The 18,046-nt window shown below is 36.1% G+C and carries 17 protein-coding genes; 9 read left to right on the top strand and 8 right to left on the bottom strand.

What is annotated here, in order from left to right; genetic code table 11:
* Positions 1 to 48 precede the first annotated feature (48 nt).
* From J7W16_RS22610 to J7W16_RS07210, 3 genes are all read left to right on the top strand, one after another.
* The gene (locus J7W16_RS22610) at positions 49 to 1,758 is read left to right on the top strand and encodes an ATP-binding protein (protein WP_210596596.1); all 1,710 of its coding nucleotides are present in this window, start codon (positions 49 to 51) and stop codon (positions 1,756 to 1,758) included.
* Positions 1,759 to 1,908: 150 nt separating this feature from the next.
* Positions 1,909 to 2,916: a DUF3231 family protein gene (locus J7W16_RS07215; protein ID WP_210596595.1), complete on the top strand. Its 1,008-nt coding sequence runs from the start codon at positions 1,909 to 1,911 to the stop codon at positions 2,914 to 2,916.
* Positions 2,917 to 3,149: 233 nt separating this feature from the next.
* A complete protein-coding gene (locus J7W16_RS07210) occupies positions 3,150 to 4,736 on the top strand; it encodes a sensor domain-containing diguanylate cyclase (protein WP_210596594.1) in 1,587 nt (528 codons plus the stop codon).
* Between the two features lie 332 nt (positions 4,737 to 5,068).
* Here the strand turns inward: J7W16_RS07210 and J7W16_RS07205 are convergent, their stop codons facing one another.
* From J7W16_RS07205 to J7W16_RS07190, 4 genes are all read right to left on the bottom strand, one after another.
* Positions 5,069 to 7,042 (bottom strand): ABC transporter permease, encoded by a 1,974-nt coding sequence (locus tag J7W16_RS07205; protein WP_210596593.1) that lies wholly within the window; start codon positions 7,040 to 7,042, stop codon positions 5,069 to 5,071.
* Positions 7,035 to 7,802, bottom strand: coding sequence for an ABC transporter ATP-binding protein (locus J7W16_RS07200; protein ID WP_210596592.1), 768 nt, complete (start codon positions 7,800 to 7,802; stop codon positions 7,035 to 7,037). Before J7W16_RS07200 ends, J7W16_RS07205 begins: the two co-directional genes overlap by 8 nt.
* A 118-nt stretch (positions 7,803 to 7,920) precedes the next feature.
* On the bottom strand, positions 7,921 to 8,925 hold the full coding sequence (locus J7W16_RS07195; protein WP_246879879.1) for a sensor histidine kinase: 1,005 nt from the start codon (positions 8,923 to 8,925) through the stop codon (positions 7,921 to 7,923).
* A 2-nt stretch (positions 8,926 to 8,927) separates the two neighbouring features.
* Positions 8,928 to 9,599: a response regulator transcription factor gene (locus J7W16_RS07190; protein ID WP_210596590.1), complete on the bottom strand. Its 672-nt coding sequence runs from the start codon at positions 9,597 to 9,599 to the stop codon at positions 8,928 to 8,930.
* Between the two features lie 337 nt (positions 9,600 to 9,936).
* On the opposite strand from J7W16_RS07190, the gene J7W16_RS07185 reads away from it, so the two are divergent.
* Complete coding sequence (locus J7W16_RS07185; protein WP_210596589.1) at positions 9,937 to 10,353, top strand: hypothetical protein; 417 nt, start codon at positions 9,937 to 9,939, stop codon at positions 10,351 to 10,353.
* A gap of 120 nt (positions 10,354 to 10,473) precedes the next feature.
* On the opposite strand, the gene J7W16_RS07180 is transcribed toward J7W16_RS07185, so the two are convergent.
* Positions 10,474 to 10,887, bottom strand: coding sequence for a hypothetical protein (locus J7W16_RS07180; protein WP_210596588.1), 414 nt, complete (start codon positions 10,885 to 10,887; stop codon positions 10,474 to 10,476).
* A gap of 215 nt (positions 10,888 to 11,102) precedes the next feature.
* On the opposite strand from J7W16_RS07180, the gene J7W16_RS07175 reads away from it, so the two are divergent.
* From J7W16_RS07175 to J7W16_RS07165, 3 genes are all read left to right on the top strand, one after another.
* Positions 11,103 to 11,657 (top strand): GNAT family N-acetyltransferase, encoded by a 555-nt coding sequence (locus J7W16_RS07175; RefSeq protein ID WP_210596587.1) that lies wholly within the window; start codon positions 11,103 to 11,105, stop codon positions 11,655 to 11,657.
* A gap of 61 nt (positions 11,658 to 11,718) precedes the next feature.
* Entirely contained in the window at positions 11,719 to 12,192 is a 474-nt protein-coding gene (locus tag J7W16_RS07170) for an SRPBCC family protein (protein WP_210596586.1), read from the top strand.
* Between the two features lie 12 nt (positions 12,193 to 12,204).
* Positions 12,205 to 12,522, top strand: a complete 318-nt coding sequence (locus J7W16_RS07165; protein ID WP_210596585.1) for a hypothetical protein — start codon at positions 12,205 to 12,207, stop codon at positions 12,520 to 12,522.
* 128 nt (positions 12,523 to 12,650) lie between these two features.
* Here the strand turns inward: J7W16_RS07165 and J7W16_RS07160 are convergent, their stop codons facing one another.
* Positions 12,651 to 13,253, bottom strand: coding sequence for a hypothetical protein (locus J7W16_RS07160; protein WP_210596584.1), 603 nt, complete (start codon positions 13,251 to 13,253; stop codon positions 12,651 to 12,653).
* 573 nt (positions 13,254 to 13,826) lie between these two features.
* Here J7W16_RS07160 and J7W16_RS07155 point away from each other — a divergent pair.
* On the top strand, positions 13,827 to 14,627 hold the full coding sequence (locus tag J7W16_RS07155) for a metallophosphoesterase (protein WP_246879912.1): 801 nt from the start codon (positions 13,827 to 13,829) through the stop codon (positions 14,625 to 14,627).
* Positions 14,628 to 14,865: 238 nt separating this feature from the next.
* Here J7W16_RS07155 and J7W16_RS07150 read toward each other — a convergent pair whose 3' ends face one another.
* Positions 14,866 to 16,026, bottom strand: a complete 1,161-nt coding sequence (locus tag J7W16_RS07150; protein ID WP_210596583.1) for a DUF4317 domain-containing protein — start codon at positions 16,024 to 16,026, stop codon at positions 14,866 to 14,868.
* A 229-nt stretch (positions 16,027 to 16,255) separates the two neighbouring features.
* Between J7W16_RS07150 and J7W16_RS07145 the strand changes: the two genes are divergently transcribed.
* On the top strand, positions 16,256 to 16,606 hold the full coding sequence (locus tag J7W16_RS07145; RefSeq protein WP_210596582.1) for a hypothetical protein: 351 nt from the start codon (positions 16,256 to 16,258) through the stop codon (positions 16,604 to 16,606).
* 306 nt (positions 16,607 to 16,912) lie between these two features.
* Here J7W16_RS07145 and J7W16_RS07140 read toward each other — a convergent pair whose 3' ends face one another.
* Positions 16,913 to 17,941, bottom strand: a complete 1,029-nt coding sequence (locus tag J7W16_RS07140) for a GGDEF domain-containing protein (RefSeq protein ID WP_210596581.1) — start codon at positions 17,939 to 17,941, stop codon at positions 16,913 to 16,915.
* Between the last annotated feature and the right edge of the window lie 105 nt (positions 17,942 to 18,046).

Here is an 18,046-nt window from a genome sequence, read left to right as displayed (position 1 = left end):
CAATTGATACGATAGTTTTAAGCCATATTAAAAGTAGGAGAAACGGACATGAAAAGGATCCATCCAATCATATCTATGCTTAACGACGCAGCAGTGGTTAAAAGTACTGGGCATATTTTGTACATGTTTAATGAGTTAGATAAATACATAGAAAATGCGGTAGATTACATCTATCAGGGTCTAATAAAAGGAGAAAAGGTGTTATTTGTTGAGGAAAAGGATGTTATTAATCAAATTGTTAATAGGTTAGATGAATTTGAACTTGAGGATGATTACAAAACTAATTTTATTTATATGAGTTCACATGAGTTTTATCTTAATGAAGGAGAACTTGATGTTGAGAGAGCTGGAAACGAGCTAACAGGTCTAATGCGACCATTACTCGATCAAGGCCATGCTGTTCGTACGTGGGGAGCGGTGCCTCTTCCTAATCATGAATCGACATTTGACCGAGTTCGAACGTATGAATGTGATTGTGATGTCTTTATTTCTAAAGAAAGAATGACTTCAGTATGTGCTTATAATGCACTAACAATCCCGGCCTTTTTGCAGAATGAATTATTCAAAACACATACCCATTTTATGACGGATGAATCATTTTCGATTTCGCCTTTGTTCGATAACGGTGACCATAAACCACTGTCTGTACATGAGGTGCAGAGGCTTCAAAGACTAGAAAAGAAATTCAACAATCTCAAAGACGTTAACCACCGTTTGGAATATGAAAATAATTTAGTCAAATTAAAAAAAGAGGCAATTGAACAAAGTGAACAAAAACTTAGAATGATCATTAATGAACTTCCAATCCCTATTATCATAAGGAACAAGACAGGTGTTATCTTTTCTAATAATGAAGCAAAGGAACAATTTCTGCTAACGAATCATCACAAAGAAGTGTTACAGTTTTTTGAAAACTATGATCATCAACATTCAGAAGGGAATTTATCAGAACAGCCACTTTTGATTGATTCAATCCACTACTATGTCGTGTATTCAATTGATTTAATGTATGAAGACGAACAAGCAGTGATGCACTCGTTTGTTGATTTATCACAGGAGAAAGAGAATGAGAAGCTCCTCATACGATCTGAAAAAATGGCGATTGTTGGGGAGCTTGCAGCAAGTATTGCCCACGAATTACGGAACCCTCTAACTTCGGTAAAAGGCTTTTTTCAGATGATGAAGACGACAAATGAAAAGATGGATTTGTATTATACGATCATTGATGATGAGCTTTCGCGTATTGAGCAAATCGCAAGTGAGCTACTCTCCCTAGCAAAGCCTCATATAGATAATTGGAAAGAACACAATGCCGTTCGGCTTATTGAAGAAGTGAAGCTACTACTTACCTCGCAAACGAACATGAATAATATTCGTATTTTACTCGAAACGGATTCGGCAGAATTAAATATAACCTGTGACAGTCATAAGATTAAGCAAGTTTTCATCAACTTGATCAAAAATGCAATCGATTCTATGGGAAATGGTGGTACGATCTTTCTTAAGATCAAAGAACTTTGCAGTGATATTGAAATCCAGGTTATTGATCAAGGAACAGGTATGCCGAGAGAGTTGTTGGAGCGAATTGGGGAAGCCTTTTACACAACGAAAGAAAAAGGGACAGGCATCGGCCTTATGGTCTGTTATCAAATTATTGAAAATCACCAAGGGACAATAGATGTACAAAGTGAGGTTAATCTTGGAACGACGTTTACTATAACATTGCCTAAGACAAGGGTTGGATTAGTGGAGAGTTAATTGAGTGAATGAAGATCCTATCTAGAAACTAAATGTACAAGTGTATCTTTACAAAAATACACCCATAGTCAATCGAATTACAGTTTTTTACATATATCCTATTTCCTTTGTGAATACTACTGATAGTTTAAAAAGGAAGGGAATTTGTAAATGATGGTAGAGAATTCACAGCAACTAACATCCACCGAGTTAGCAATGTTATGGAGCGGGTATATAGAGAATACAATGGCAAAATGTATATTAAAGTATAGCTTGTCGATTGTAAAAGACTCAGAAATTCAAGGAGTAATTGAACTTGGATTAGCTACTTCGGAAAAAAATATCGCAAAGATAAAAGGAATTTTTGAACAAGAAAAAATTCCGGTTCCTTATGGTTTTTCTGATTCAGATGTTAATGTTGACGCTCCTCGTTTATACTCTGATGCTTTTTTGTGTAGATATCTTGAATTCATGGGGAGAAACGGCGAGGTAACCTATTCGCTTGCACATGGAACGTCTGCAAGAAAAGATATTAGAGATTTTTTTAGGTCGTGCCTCTTTTCATCTGCTGCACTCTTTGATAAAGCAGCAGAAGTTATGTTGAAAAAAGGTATATTTGTTCGTTCGCCATATATTGCGTATCCCACAAACAATGAATATGTCCATAAAGAGAGTTTTTTGACAGGATTCTTTGGTGAAAAAAGGACTTTGACTTCGATTGAAATCGCTCATATTGCCACAAATGTTGAATCGAATTCAGTAGGGACGTCAATGTTAATGGGGTTTGCACAGGTCGCTCAAATGAAAGAAGTAAAAAAATACTTTTCAAGGGGATTCGAGATCGGAAAAAAACAAATTGATATCTTAACAAAGGTGTTAAAAGATGATAATACGTCTTCACCGCAAACATGGGATGGTACCGTAACCGGATCTACTGTATCTCCGTTTTCCGACAAATTGATGATGTATCAAACATTGACAATGAATGCTTTATCTCTAGGTAATTATGGTTCTTCATTAGGTGGAAGTCCAAGAAGAGATATCGGTCTACATTATATTCGATTTATTGGTGAGGTAGGAAATTATGCAACTGATGGTGCAGAACTCATGATCACAAATGGATGGATGGAGAAGCCACCACATACTGTTGATCGTCAGGAAATTACGAAGCCGAGTTAATGCTTGTATAGCGAACGAACAGCAATAATAATCTAGTTAGACGAGAACATATATATGTTCTCGTCTTTTTCTTAGAGAAGTAAGTATTATATAAAAAAGGGGTAATCGTGTCCTTTTGCGGATTATGTTAAAAGAATTCAAGAAAAATGATCAATTTTATAAAAGTCATATTTATTTTCCGTGTATAATAAAGAAGGAAGGAAATACATTTTTAATTAGGATTGGAATCTATAATGAAAATATTATTAAACCGAAAATATAAACTTACCACATTGTTAATGACTCTCATTTCAATATCTGTCGTACTGATTACAACGATCTTAGTATTCGTATCACATCAAGCTGAAAGAAATACATTGATTGATACACATTTGGCACTTAATTCTTCAAAGTCTGAAAAAATCAGTAGCTCAGTGAATTCCTTATTTAAATCAATGAGAATAAGCTTGCAAGAGACGGCTAATTTTCTTTCAGAGCATCCTGAAATGACGGATGAAGAAATTCAGGAACAGCTGGTGCTATTAAGGAATAGTAATAGATTCTTTAATTCATTAGTTTGGATAGATGAAACGTCATTGGTTCGCAGTATTGCCCCAATTAGTGTTGGTCTGAAAGGAGATAAGGTGACCGGAATTACAAAGGATGTAGTTGATTTGAAACGTCCGACCTTAACTGTCCCATATAGAGCACCTACTGGTCGTATGATTGTTCTAATGAGTGAACCGATTTATGACGCAAATGGAATATATAGGGGGATTATTGGAGGATCGATCTATTTACAAGAACCAAACATTCTTAATGATATTCTTGGTAATGACATAGTTGACGAGAATGGGTCCTATTATTATGTAGTCGGACCAGAAGGGAAATTATTATTTCATCCTAACAGTGATCGTATTGGTGATGATGTAAATGAAAATCCGATAATTGAAAGGATTCTACTCGGACAAAGTGGAAAGCAGTTTGTGATAAATAGTCAAGGCGTAGCAATGTATGCAGCTTATAATTATATTCCAGAAATAGGTTGGGGAGTTGTCCAGCAAACACCTGCTTCGTATATTGATGCAGCATTGCAAGAACGTACTAAAGATCTTATCATTACCATTCTTTTTCCTATTGTATTATTGCTTTTAATATCGTTAGCGTTTGCTAAAAAGCTTGCTGAACCATTTATTGTGCTAGCGAATACTGTGAATGATTTAGGTTCTGATAAGGAAGTTCAGCCACCCATTATTAAATCCCATTGGAATCGGGAGGTCGATCTTCTAAGTAAAAGTGTGAGGATTGCGATAAAAACAATAAATAAAAATAACAGTGAACTTGTAGAAGCCGCAACGACAGATCCTCTTACAGGCTTAGCGAATAGAAGAAAACTAAATGAAATGATGTCTGATTTTGAAAAAGAGGGACAATTATTTTCTTTAGTCGTATTGGATATAGATCATTTTAAATTGATTAACGATACTTACGGGCATCAAGCCGGTGATGAGGTTTTAGTTGATTTGGCTGTAACGGTTCAATCAGTTATAAGAAGACAAGATTCGTTGTTTCGTTATGGTGGGGAAGAGTTTGTTTTGGTTATGCCAAATATAAAGTCTTCAGAAGCCTACCATTTTGCCGAAAGAATCCGAAAGACAATAGAGCAGCGAATTAGCCCAGTAGGAAAGTCGATTACAATATCGCTGGGTATTTCAGAATCCTCCATACATTCTACCTGTACAACTGACGTATTTTCATGTGCTGACAAAGCATTATACGAATCTAAATCAAATGGTAGAAATCAGACGACTATATGTTCTTTAGATTATTCATCTAACTAAATCATAACCTTAACTAGTGTAGCTTAACTAGCAAAAAGAGGCTGGGACATTACTAAAGTGCCTAACTGAATTACCGAATAATGCAATCACGTAGCGGATGAAATATACGTAGACTCCTGCGGGACCTAAAAGCCAAAGGTGAGACCCCGCAGTGCGAAGCACGAGGAGGCTCACCGGCTTCCCGCGGAAAGCGAAGTATATTTCAGGAGCGGTTTACGTCTGCCAACCACCATTGTTCGGATTTTCTATTAGTTAAATCACTTTTGTCCCAGCCTCTTTTTTTGATTATTAACTATATTAGTGATATGAATAAAGCTGCTCTCTAACTTAATTCACGAGCTAACAATCCGGTAATACACTCGAGCCGTTAGAACATAGACGATTGCATATAGGATGGCAAAGACGATAATGGTTCCTGCGGTCGAAATCGCAAATAATGAAACATTGGTCAAATTTAATAAAGCGAGTAGCTTAGCAATTATTTTAAATGCAAATGCGATATGGATAACTGCCATGATCAAAGGTAGGAAGAAGACGACGACTACTTGGCTTCGAATCGTTTTCTTTATTTCGGCATTAGAGAGACCAACCTTTTTCATGATTTCATATCTGTGCTTATCATCGAATCCTTCAGAGATTTGTTTGTAATAGATGATGAGGACAGTGGCCATAATGAAGAGTCCGCCTAGGAAAATTCCAAGAAAGAAAAGTCCACCATAGACAGAATAGAAAGATTCTTTTGAGCTTTCAAGTCCTTCTGCACGGCCATTGATAGAGTTCTCTTTTAGAATGCTATTAATACTTGTTGTTAATTCAATTTCGTTAGCTACATTACCGTTCGCATCAAATCCTAGATAGTAAGAAAGGTCTGTAGTTGTAATTATAGAGTCATCAGCAGACTGACTTAGAGTAAGAACGGTTTCAGGATCTGGCATAATAATTACGTACGTATTAACTAACATAAATTGACCTAATCCATCTATTGTAAGGTTATTGACGCGTTCTTTTATTTGAAAAGTACTGTCTGCAATAGTTATCGAGTTACCAGCTATTTTACCATCAAGTGTTGCAAGCAAAACTTCATTCGGTTCTAGATTCACCGATCGATTTTCCATGCGATTATATTCACTTAGAGGTATGAGATGTAAAAGAGACATCTTATTAATTGATGTTTCATCATTACTTAGTAAAAAAGAATGACCATTTTGAAAGGCACCTAAGGAATGATAACGATAATGAACCGGATTCTTCAGATCAACCTGTGTTTCAGCTTCGGCAAATACAATACTACGCAATTCTTCTGAAGCCTCTTCCGATAGATTATTAGCAGAAATCGTAATATCTTTTGGATATCTTTGATCCAGAAGATCCTCCATTCCAACATACAAAGAAACGGTTGAAGAAAGCATCACAAGCACTGCAGTAGAAAGAATACAAATACTTGCCAGTCCAGCTGCGTTTTGTTTCATTCGATAGATCATTCCAGAGATACTAATAAAGTGCTTTGTCTTGTAATAAAATGCTTTGTTTTTGCGGAGCATTTTCAGTAGGGTGATCGTGCCAGCAATAAATAGAGCAAATGTACCGACAATCACAAGAATCACTGCTAAGAAAAACATGTTTAATGCAGATAATGGTGATTCTGTTGTAAGAGCAATATAATAACCGATTGCAAGGCAGATCATGCCGATAAGTGTCATCAGCCATTTTGTTTTCGGTTCTCTCTCTCCAACCTCTCCGCCTTTAATGAGCTCAATTGGGTTCGCTAGATGAATTTGTCTAAGGTTGTTTAACAGTGTTAGCACGAATATCCCTAAAAATATAGCTACCGTAGTTAAAAGGGACTTCTCTGAGATTACAAATCCAAAAGGGACAGTAAAATTGAGGATTTTCAGTAGTAACAGAAACATCAATTTACTTGCCAACACACCAGTGACCAAGCCGAAAAGTAAGCTAGTAACGGTAACAAAGAACGCTTCCCATAGCATCACTCTAGCAATATGCTTTTTCTCCATACCAAGGATATTAAATAGACCAAATTCCTTTTTGCGACGTTTGATCAGAAAGCTATTCGTATAAAAGAGGAAGATGACTGAAAAAATCGCAATCACATAGGTTCCTAAGTTCAAGATGATTTTTAGCGAATCTCCTCCTGACATATTGTTCAAACCGTCATTGATTGAGATAAAATGCATAATATAATACATCGCGATCGTTCCGATGCACGTGAAAATATATGGGTAATAGGTTTTTCCATTCTTTTGAATATTGGTAATGGCTAGCTTGGCATAGAAAAATCTACTCATTTCGAGCACCACCAGTTGCGATGATGTTCAACGTATTTGAAACCATTTGGTACATTTCATCAGTGGTTTTGCTTCCTTTATAAAGTTGATGAAACACCTTGCCATCCTTAATGAAAAGAACACGATTGGCGTGACTGGCAGCTTTTGTACTGTGAGTGACCATTAGGATTGTTTGGCCTTCGTCATTAATCTCAGTAAAAATTCGAAGCAACCCTTCAGTTGAATGAGAATCGAGAGCCCCTGTTGGTTCATCTGCAAGGATTAGTTGAGGATTTGTAATTAATGCTCTTGCGACAGCAGCTCGCTGTTTTTGTCCACCTGACACCTCATAAGGGAATTTCTGCATAATTGCTTCAATTCCAAGCTTTTTTGCGATTGGAGTAAGCCGAGTATTCATTTCAGGGTAGGCCTTGCCAGAGAGAACGAGTGGTAGAAAGATATTGTCCTGGATCGAAAAGGTATCAAGTAGATTAAAGTCCTGAAAAACAAAGCCAAGGTTTTCACGACGAAACATGGAGATATCTTTTTCCTTAATAGAGACAATGCTTTTACCATTTAACAAAACCTCACCGCTCGTTGGTTTATCAAGTGCAGCTAGGATATTTAGTAGGGTTGTTTTCCCTGAGCCAGATTCACCCATTATTGCGACATACTCACCTTTCTCAACTGAAAAGTTCACATCCGCTAATGCTTGAACTTGATTACCGCCAAATCGTGAAGTATATACCTTCTTTACATTATTCGCTTCTAATATAAACATCTTTTCACCCTCCGTCATTCATTTCAAGTTAAGTATACAAAAGGAGGGTACCGAGCAAACATAACTTTAGCTTACATTTACATCGTTAACCTTGCATTGTTGTAAGGTTGGAAGTCTCTTATTCGACCCTAATTTCATTCAGCTGTAGATCAATGAGCACCTTAGTACCTTTTCCAACATCAGATTGGATACTAATCTTGTGGGAAAGCTTAGTTGCAATTTCCTTACAGAGGTAGAGCCCAATCCCGGTTGACTTTTTATCAGAGCGTCCATTGTATCCTGTAAATCCTTTCTCAAACACACGAGGAAGATCTTCGAGTTCTATACCAATTCCAGTATCCTCAATGACCAATGTTTGTTCAGCCTTCGTGTCCATATAGATTGAAATTGTGCCCTCTTTTGTATATTTAATGGCATTTGATAGTAATTGTTCAATTACAAATCCGAGCCATTTTTCATCTGTTAAGACGGTACAGTTCAGCTCAGATAGAGAAAGGCGGATCTTTTTACGGATGAACAACTTCGCATATTTACGAATCGATTGTTTAACTAAATCATCGAGTGAATATTTTTTTAGTAATAAATCGGAGGACATGTGATCAAGTCGCAAATATTGTAGGACCATCTCGACATATTGTTCAATCTTAAATAGTTCGATAGATAATTCTGGATTATGCTCTTTTTCATTTTCCTGAGATTGAATTAATAAATCCATCGCAGCAATTGGTGTCTTAATTTGATGAACCCATAGCGTAAAATATTCGATTAAATTCGTTTGAGTTTGATCGGCTTTCGATACCACATATACTTTTTCATCATGGAGTCGTTTAAGTAAATCAAGATAATCTTGTTCAATTTGGTCTCTAGCAAAAGGAAGGGTGTCGACATGCAATGTGATCGTTTTTTGTAGATCATTTAATTGCCTATGACGCTTGTAATATTTTGAAAAGTCGATCAAACTAAAGATGAGACCAATATAGGCACAGATGATTGTCGCATAAAGCACTGGTTCAACTGGCAGGGTATATAATGAAAAAACAATGGCAAAAACACCTGCAAACAGAAAGAATAGAGAATAGTTTGCTAGTTGACGTTTAAGATAGGAGAGAATCAATTGTTTCATCATTAATCCACCAAATAGCCTATGCCTTTCTTCGTTTTTATAAAGCCAGTTAAGTCGAAATCTTCAAGCTTCTTACGGAGACGAGTCATATTTACCGTAAGGGTGTTATCATCAATAAAATGATCGGTTTCCCATAGTTTAGTCATTAGAGCATCTCTAGTGACTGTTTTCCCTTTATTTTCAAGTAGAATATGAAGGATTTTAAAATCATTTTTTGATAGTTCTATTTTATTTTGCTGATAGATAAGTGTCGAATCACTTATATTAAGTATCGCCCCTTTATGCTCTAGAAGCTGACTGTTTGTTGAAAACTCATACGTACGCCTTAGCAGTGCCTGTACTTTCGTAGTAAGGATAGTAAGATCAAATGGCTTCGGGATAAAGTCATCACCACCCATATTAATGGCCATAACAAGATTCATATTATCAGCAGCAGAGGAAATAAAAATAATCGGCACCTTAGAAACTTTCCGAATCTCGCTACACCAATGAAAGCCATTATAAGAGGTTAATGAAATATCTAGTAGCACAAGCTGAGGACCATATTCAACAAAATGAGTCATGACCTCTTTAAACTCTTCGACACACTCAACGGCGTATCCCCATGACTGTAAGTGATTTTTGATAGACTTAGCAATAATCTCATCGTCTTCAACAATTAGTATTTTATACATGGATTTTACATCTCCTGTGAGTTTAAGTATGTAAATAATAGCTGTATAGCCGTAAAATGAACGTTCGAAGTTTAATCAAAATTATTATAGCAGAAACAACTACAAGTTTTTCCAGTAGTGTATCAAGAATTTTGTTTTGTTACATCCTACGTTCATAGCTATCTATCTGCAAGAGAGCAATAATTTGTAATTGACGCTGTGACTATAAAGACATACTCCTAAGAATAGAGTAAGATGGAAGTATTATCTAGATTGAGAAATGATGTAAACAAGTAATAATGAATTGAGTTAGTACAGGTACGAAGATCTTGTTTCTAGAGAAGGGAGTTAATTTTCATTGGCCTATTTAAAAAGAGTGATTTGTTTTCTCATTATTCTATTATATGCTCCCTTATTAGTTGGCTGTGTTCTAGTTGATGGAAGTTCAGTGAAATCTCAGTTAGAAGTTAGTTATAATAATATGTTCGCAACGGAGTTTGACTATCTTAAGAGCGTTGCGATTTATAAGGATTCTACGTTACTTCATATCGAGAGTGCAGAAGACTTTCTCGTATACTTGGAAGACTCAACTCCGATTGATCAGACCGGAAATTATGAAAGCGATTATTTGATCAAGCTAGTGTCTGAAGAAAATGATTTAGTGGATGGGCAGAAGGAAGCTACTTTATTTTTAGATATAGATCATGCTGTTATATGCAGTGACAAGAAGTGTGTAAGTGTAAAAGACAAATTAATAGATCAGATTGAAGGTTAGATTGGATATACTTTATTCTATTTCTGCTAAAAACCCTTGCTGTTTGCTATTATTGGCATGACTAACTTTGAAATAGTTATAACAACACACGTGAAAAAAGCATCCCGGTCTGGGGTGCTTTTATTGGTTATAACGTGAGACATACTCGTCTGGGGTTACTTCGGTGTATTTGTAAGTTATTGTTTTCTTGTCATTAGCTATAGTGAGTTTCTTTCCATTCTCAGTTAGTTCCAAGGAAAACGCTTTGCCAGATTCTAAGAATTCAGCTTGAAACAGATTTTCATTAATGGAGGTTAGTGTGAACCTGCCGTGATCAATTTGGCTTTCATTACGAATGTATTCTGTTAGAAACATTTCCTTTCCAGAAATGACTATGTATGAATCTAATGCGACCCAAAAACCATATAACTCACTACTATTATCTTCGGTTTCCACTGTAGGCGTAGGAGCTTCGTTCTTAGGTAGGATGTTATGAACCACTACAATTACTAAAAATACCGCAAGAATTAAGATGAATTTACGTTTGGTATTCAATGAATTTCGTCCAGATCAAAGATATAGTTCTCAATGTATAAAAATAGTTCCTTTAACAATAAGGGAATTATTGTTAAAATTGCAAGTGATATAGAAAAATAAGTTGTTGGGTTCGAAACTTAATATAGAGTACTATGAGAGAGATCAGCTTACTCAAAGCGATAGGTCAGTGTTTTTAGCATGCAACAAGCTAGGATAGACAGGAGCACATCCGTATGAATATTAAAACGTTTAGTAGGTTCGACGAAGAAATCTGGAACGATGTGGGTCCACTTTATTTCCAAGCTTTTGGAGATAGGGGAGCAAAGCCAGTTAAGGTTATTAAACATATGTTAGACCAAGGAATTGCAGATTTACATGTCTGCTATAAAGGAAATACAGCGGTTGGTATGGCTCTGACAGGGAAACTATCAACTAATCGTGTGATGATTATTGATTATTTGGCAGTTTCTAAAGATGAGCGTGGGCAGGGACTTGGACAACAATTTGTAAAGGATATTCAAAAAAAGGCCTTGGCTGAAGGGTATCGTAATCTACTGATTGAGACAGAGGCAGAGGATACACCTAATAACAAAAAAAGAATTCATTTCTGGCAATCATGTGGCTTTCTTCTCACAGATTATGTCCATCAATATATTTGGGTACCGGAAGCCTATCAAGCAATGTATTTCCCATTAACTTCTCAACTAAGGGAGACAACGGGAGAAGAGCTGTTTAGATATCTTAATACATTTCATAGACTATCCTTTAAAGGTAGTTCAAATCAGTAGCACGTAATTGTAAGTTAGGAGTTAAGCTATTACACTTACAGCCGTTAAAAGGAGAGTTCACTTGCCTATTATAGTTCATAAAGAATATATCAAGGCACCTGTAGAGGTTTGCTTTGACCTTGCAAGAAATGTAGACGTACACATCAAAACTACAGCTAATACCCAGGAAAGAGCTGTTGATGGAGTTACGAGGGGACTACTAGAGAAGGGTGACACGGTTACTTGGGAGGCAATTCATTTCGGCATAAAACAAAGGCTAACTGCAAAAGTAATCCAAATGGAAAAGCCTATACAGTTTGTTGATATTATGGTAAAAGGAGCATTTGCATCATTTACACACACACATCAATTTCTAAAAGATAGAGACGGTACAGTTATGAATGATATCTTCGAATATAAGTCACCGTTTGGAATGATTGGTTTGATAGCTGACAAATTATTTTTGGAGAGATATATGAAAGAGTTCATTGCTTTAAGAGCAAGAGAGCTGAAGAATCTGGCGGAAAAGAATGTTGGATCTACTGACGAAGGGTAAGGTGAGTGTTTTTTGATCGTTTTTTTAAAAGATGTAGGAAGGTCAATTGAATTATTATTTTTTCTCGTATTAGGACTTTATTTAACTTCTGATTTTGCTGGGCGTTTCTATGGGAGCTATGGGATTGAATTCATGGGGAATATTTGGGTTAATTGGTTCGGAATTTCGTACTTTCTCTTTGTGATCTATACGATAATCATGGGGGTTTTTCTATTTAAGGAAGTGACATTCTATAAAAGATTGCTCAGATCAAACATTTTTTGGCTCTTATTTATTGTCTCAATTTATATCATTCTCGTTCCTTTTATTAAAGGAGAAAATCCATTTTAATTTTGCATAGGGTGCTACTACTACAAGGTGTCGTCCGAACGATATAAGTGAATACAACTATATTGAGGAACATCAGTAAGAATAAATACGTCTGTAAATAAAAAAGGTTGTTATCAGATCCTATGCCCTCAATTTTCATATTGAGGGCGTCTTAAGTCATTTGGATTCTCTACAGCATCAATGATTCCGTAACGGTGATTATACGCTATATTATCTTCACCAAAATATATTCTTACTACGGTTGTCCATTTGTTCCAACCCCAGATGCCTTCATATATATACGAATAAGCTGTTTCTCCGTCTTGATATTCCGTCTTATTTGGAACTCCCATGATCTCTTGAATTTCCTCTTGGGACTTTTCTAGATAGAGGTTTTCTTGGAGGAGATCGAATAGACGATACACTTGTAGTTCAGGTTCGCTTTTCCATTTTGAAATTGTAGTGAAATTAGCTAGTTGTTCACTCTTATACTGGTACCGTATGGTATGTTGTCCGATAATGATTAATAATAAAATAATGATATATTTCGATAGATCTTTTGGTAGTTTTATGAAAGCAAAAATAATTAATATCCCATAAAGAACAACCAAACTGTACAAATATAAATACTCTGAACCGAATGGATAAATACTATTGATTAAATAGGCTCCCCCTAATGTTGTTAGACCTATAAAAAGAATTAAGAGTTTCATTGTTAGTTTATTATCGGTTTCAGAAGAACTTCCATCCATTGTCATTCCACCTTTCATTATTATGCTAACATCATCTTGATGAAATGTTAAAGGAAGTTGCAGAGAATCATTTAATAATTGGAGTTAACAGCAGTTAAAAAAGAGTATGAAAAAACGAAACTATTTGATCAAAGTCTAAGTATATTAAGTTATATTCTAGGAGTGTTGTGTTTGGAACTTTTTTTCACTACGTTGTTTTTAATTGGGGTGTATAGTTTATTTATTTGGGGTTATAAAAATCCAGTGAAGTTCAGGCTGTTAGGGTACAGATGGACTTACCATGATGAGCCCGATTTTTCTGACGTGACTATTGAGCTTACGAGATTGGTTTTAGGCTTGGGGGTTGTATTACTGACCTGTGTATTGATGATTGTTATTATTCGCCATCCTTTGGTGTTGATTTTTGCCATGCTTTTAATCATGATTTATTTATTCTACGGGATTCTAAGGTTTCGAAAAAGCGTTTAAGTACAATCATCTTTATGAAAAAGCTATAAAGGTTAGGAGTGAACATAGTTGAAGATTCTCAGAAAAAAGAAGTGGATTGCTATTTTAGTTGGTAGTGTGATATTGATGGCTTTATTTTTATATTCTCAGAACAATATTTTGGTAACGAGTGAACATTCAATTCAATCAAAAAAAGTGCCAGCAGCATTTGATGGTTATACGATTGTACAATTATCAGACCTACATAGTAAGTCGTTTGGCGATCGCCAATCAAGACTTGTCGAGAAAGTTGAAAAAGCGAAGCCGGATTTGATCGTTTTTACTGGTGATGTAATTGACTCTAGAAGATATAATGAGGAACCTAGCTTAATTCTTATGGAAGAACTTGTTAAGATAGCTCCAGTGTATTATGTGACAGGCAATCACGAATGGCATTCGGGGAAGTTTGCTCAGTTAGAGACGGCGTTAACGGATATTGGTGTTCATGTGATGAGAAATACGGTAGAGCTGTTGACGAATGGTAATGAGAGTATTCAGTTGATAGGAATTGATGATCCTGCTAATGCAGAAGGGCAGTCGGAACGAGATGCAGTAGAGAAACGGATTCAGGAAGCAATTTCTAACCAGAAAAATGATGACCATTTTCAAATTCTTTTGTCGCATCGTCCTGAATTGTTCACTCTTTATAGTGAGTACGGAATTGATCTTGTCTTCTCAGGCCATGCACATGGTGGACAATTTCGATTCCCATTCATAGGTGGGTTAATTGCACCACATCAAGGGCTACTACCGGAGTATACGGCTGGTGTGTATGAAGCTGAACAGACGAAGATGATTGTTAATCGTGGCCTAGGGAACAGCCTCTTTCCATTCCGTCTGTTTAATTTGCCAGAGATTGTGGTTGTAAAGCTGGGGAGTGTTGAATAGTTATTTCTGATCAAGGCGGCCAGTTTCTTACAATCAATGACATCAGCAATATTTATATGATAATCGAGTGGAGAAATATCGAAAATAATGAGTGGGTTCAAGAAAGGATAGAATTGTTTCATGAAGATGGTATCATAAATTAACTTTCCATGGACGATAGGTACGCCAAGCTATCAATAAATAAACCTAAAGGAAATTAAGACCAGCTCATCAACAATCTGAGCTGGTCCTTTTATTATTAAAAAGCCTCTGGAATCATCGTAAATCCTTCAATGACAGTGTCTTCTTCGACCTCAATCATTAAATATCGTTTTCCTTGTAGGGTGACTTGCTTAACATATTTTAAATCTTGCGGGCTAACGGCGATGTTGGCTAGCTTGGTGTTGATTTTAATTGATTTTGTTTTAAATTTTGGGACGACATTCGTTGCTTTTAGCTCATATTTCTCATCGTCTATGACCTTCTTAAATGCTTGCTCGACCTTTTCGGAATTGACATCTTCAATTCCGCTCATCTTCAGTACACGTTCGACGTCTCTGTAATCGAGCTTCGGTGGTTCGTCTTCTTCATTATCTTCAATGACTCGATTAATCTCCTCGTATACATTAGCAAGTGTTGAGGTATTTAACTGATCGCCAGTGACATCTTTGACGATCTCCTCAAATACGATCTTATCTTCCTTGGCGGTCATAATTTCTTCTGCATTTAAAATCTCTTCAATGAAATGATAGTCAGGCTCATGTGCTTTTCCAGCCGAGTAGAGAATATGATTAACATCCGATGTGTTATCAGTAAAGCAAGGAAACAGAAAGCCGCCGACGGGTGCGTTCAGATTAATAACCGGATCAACAACTACATTATATTTAAATTCCTTCTCGACATAGTCAAACAGCAATTCTTTTTTCGGGTCCTGTGTTTGATTAAGACTACATAAAATAAACGAGTGGGAATACACCGTGTCACGGTCACTTTCCTCGGTTTCATCATTGCTTCGTTTCGTTGGTTTGAAATACTCACCTCGGATAAAAGTAATGACAATATCCATTTCGAATTGTCGATCCTTTAACATTTTATCGACGATGATAAGCATTTGCTGCTTCCAGCCCTCTACATCAGTTAGCAAGCCTTGATGGAGGATGAGCTGACTGCTATTTTCAGCATCTCGTTTGAAGCGGAGCTCAAATAACTTTTCATCAATTTGCCCAGTAAGTAGCTTCTTGAAGTTGTTGAGAAATAGCTCTTGCTGATCTTGGTCGACCATCTCAAACGGCAAACTCTGGTGATGATACACCTCGCTTGTTTCCTTCATGATGTACACATTAAAGATCTCATTAATCGTAAGTAAATCATTGTCTAGTTTAAATTGTTTTCGGAAATGCCCAATATCTTTTTTGTTCATGAATGATTCGCTCCTAAAGCTGTCATGGTTTGCTTATTGTTCGTAAATATCCTCTATTATTCTAACACAAGCTCTATCTAGATTCAGTGTGAGTTGAGTGGAATTACGTTTAACAGTCAATTATTTCTCTTTTTTAGTTATTGTCTTAATTAAAGATACGTATGAATGATCAAAGGGCTTTTCCGATTAAGAAGAATGAATCGATGAAAACTAGAAGGAGGACGTGAACATGATCGCTTTGGCAATTGTACTATATATCATTTTTATGGGATTAGCCACCTATGGTAGTATTTTGTATGCTTCCTTTATGACAAGGGAAACGGGACAGTTTGATATACACTCAACCATTGCAGGTTTCATGCATGTGGGACTAAGTGTCCTTGCATTTTTCTGTTGGTTTTCGTTTGCCTGGGGCATGGGCTTGTTTGTTTTAATTGCGGGTTTTGTATTAGGTGTTGGCTTAATGGTAGCTGGTGAACTTGTCTTATTTATTTTTATATTTGATAGAAAAGAGAAATGGATTGAGAATTATCAAGAGTCTAGTGATGAAGAGATCTCTCTGCAAGTCGAGGTCGAATGATGGTTGGTACATGTATCGAGAATCAAGCTACCCAACAACTTTTTCTCAATGTGATTCGTGGGAAAGGAGATCGCACTTGAATGGGCTGCTGAACATCAAATAACGGTGAAGTAAAGGAAAGAACAAACTAGTAAGTACAAAGATTGATAAACGCGAGGTAAAAAAAGCTAATAAAATATATATGTGATTGTATACAAAGCTCATTATTAACAGATGAAAATGAAGAAGGATAGGGATACAATAAATATACTGTGATACCTATCCTTTAAGAATTGCATTATCATCTACCATCATTAAAACCACCATTTACATACTACACACACAATTTCTACCCGTTTTCTTTGCCTCATATAAAGCCGAGTCAGCTCGCTTAAATAGAGAATCGACGTTGTCTTGATTAGCATAACTAGCTACACCAATACTTGCAGTAACAGCTGGAACGTTCGTGAACTGATTCACTTCAATCGTTTTACGTAATTGTTCAGCTTGATAAATCGCTTCTTGCAGTATAGTAGGTGTGAAAATAATGAATTCTTCTCCTCCCCATCTTCCGACAAACTCATTAGCTGACAGCTGTTGTTGGATAAGTGAAGAAAATTCCTTTAAAATAATGTCTCCAGTATCATGGCCATATTTGTCATTGATCAATTTAAAATAATCAATATCTACGAATATTATAGAAAATGGGTTGGGGGTTGATTGTGCATCTTCAATTAATTGCTCAAACACCTGTGTACTCTTTCTACGATTTGCAATTTCTGTTAACGTATCATAATATGCATACTTCTCCAGTGCCTGCAATTCAGCATATTTTGATACAAAAATATGAGAGGAGTAAATCACTAAAATATAGATTAAGCAAGCCATATTATAAAGAATAACAGAGTCGATTTGTTGTCCTGTTAACTCATTAATAAAGGGTAGACTTACTAATAAATTAATAAAAAAGACGAATGAAGATGCGAGTAATCCATATTTTTTACCAAAAACAACAAACAGATAAATTGTATACACTGGCATCCAAATGATGAAGTCCCCGAGCAACTCGTTCTGATGCTGCAGGAATTCCACATGGATAACACGATAAAACTCCCCGATTAAATAGGTGCTTGTTAAGGCAATATTGATTAGTTCATGATAACGAATGAAGCGTTTGCTTTTTAGTAAAAGTAAGCTGATGAGAAAATATGTAATCAGCAGAATGATGATCAAATCAATGTGCTGATTGTTTTCCACTAAAAATAAATTACCTGTTAAATAGATCAAAATAAAGATGCTTGCAAAGAAGTAAATGGTTCTCTTAATGTTGTCGAATGTATCTGCTTTATTTATCAAAATTTAGTTCCTTCCATTCAGGTGTAATTGGGCAAATACTCTAGGTCCAGCCTGAATTATTCGGGATATAGTCCTAGTATAAAACACACATTGAACTTCAGCAAG

Source organism: Halalkalibacter suaedae (genome assembly GCF_017939705.1).
GTDB lineage: Bacteria > Bacillota > Bacilli > Bacillales > Bacillaceae_D > Halalkalibacter > Halalkalibacter suaedae.
Note: the sequence above shows the minus strand (reverse complement) of the source record. Positions and strands in the feature narration are given on the sequence as shown.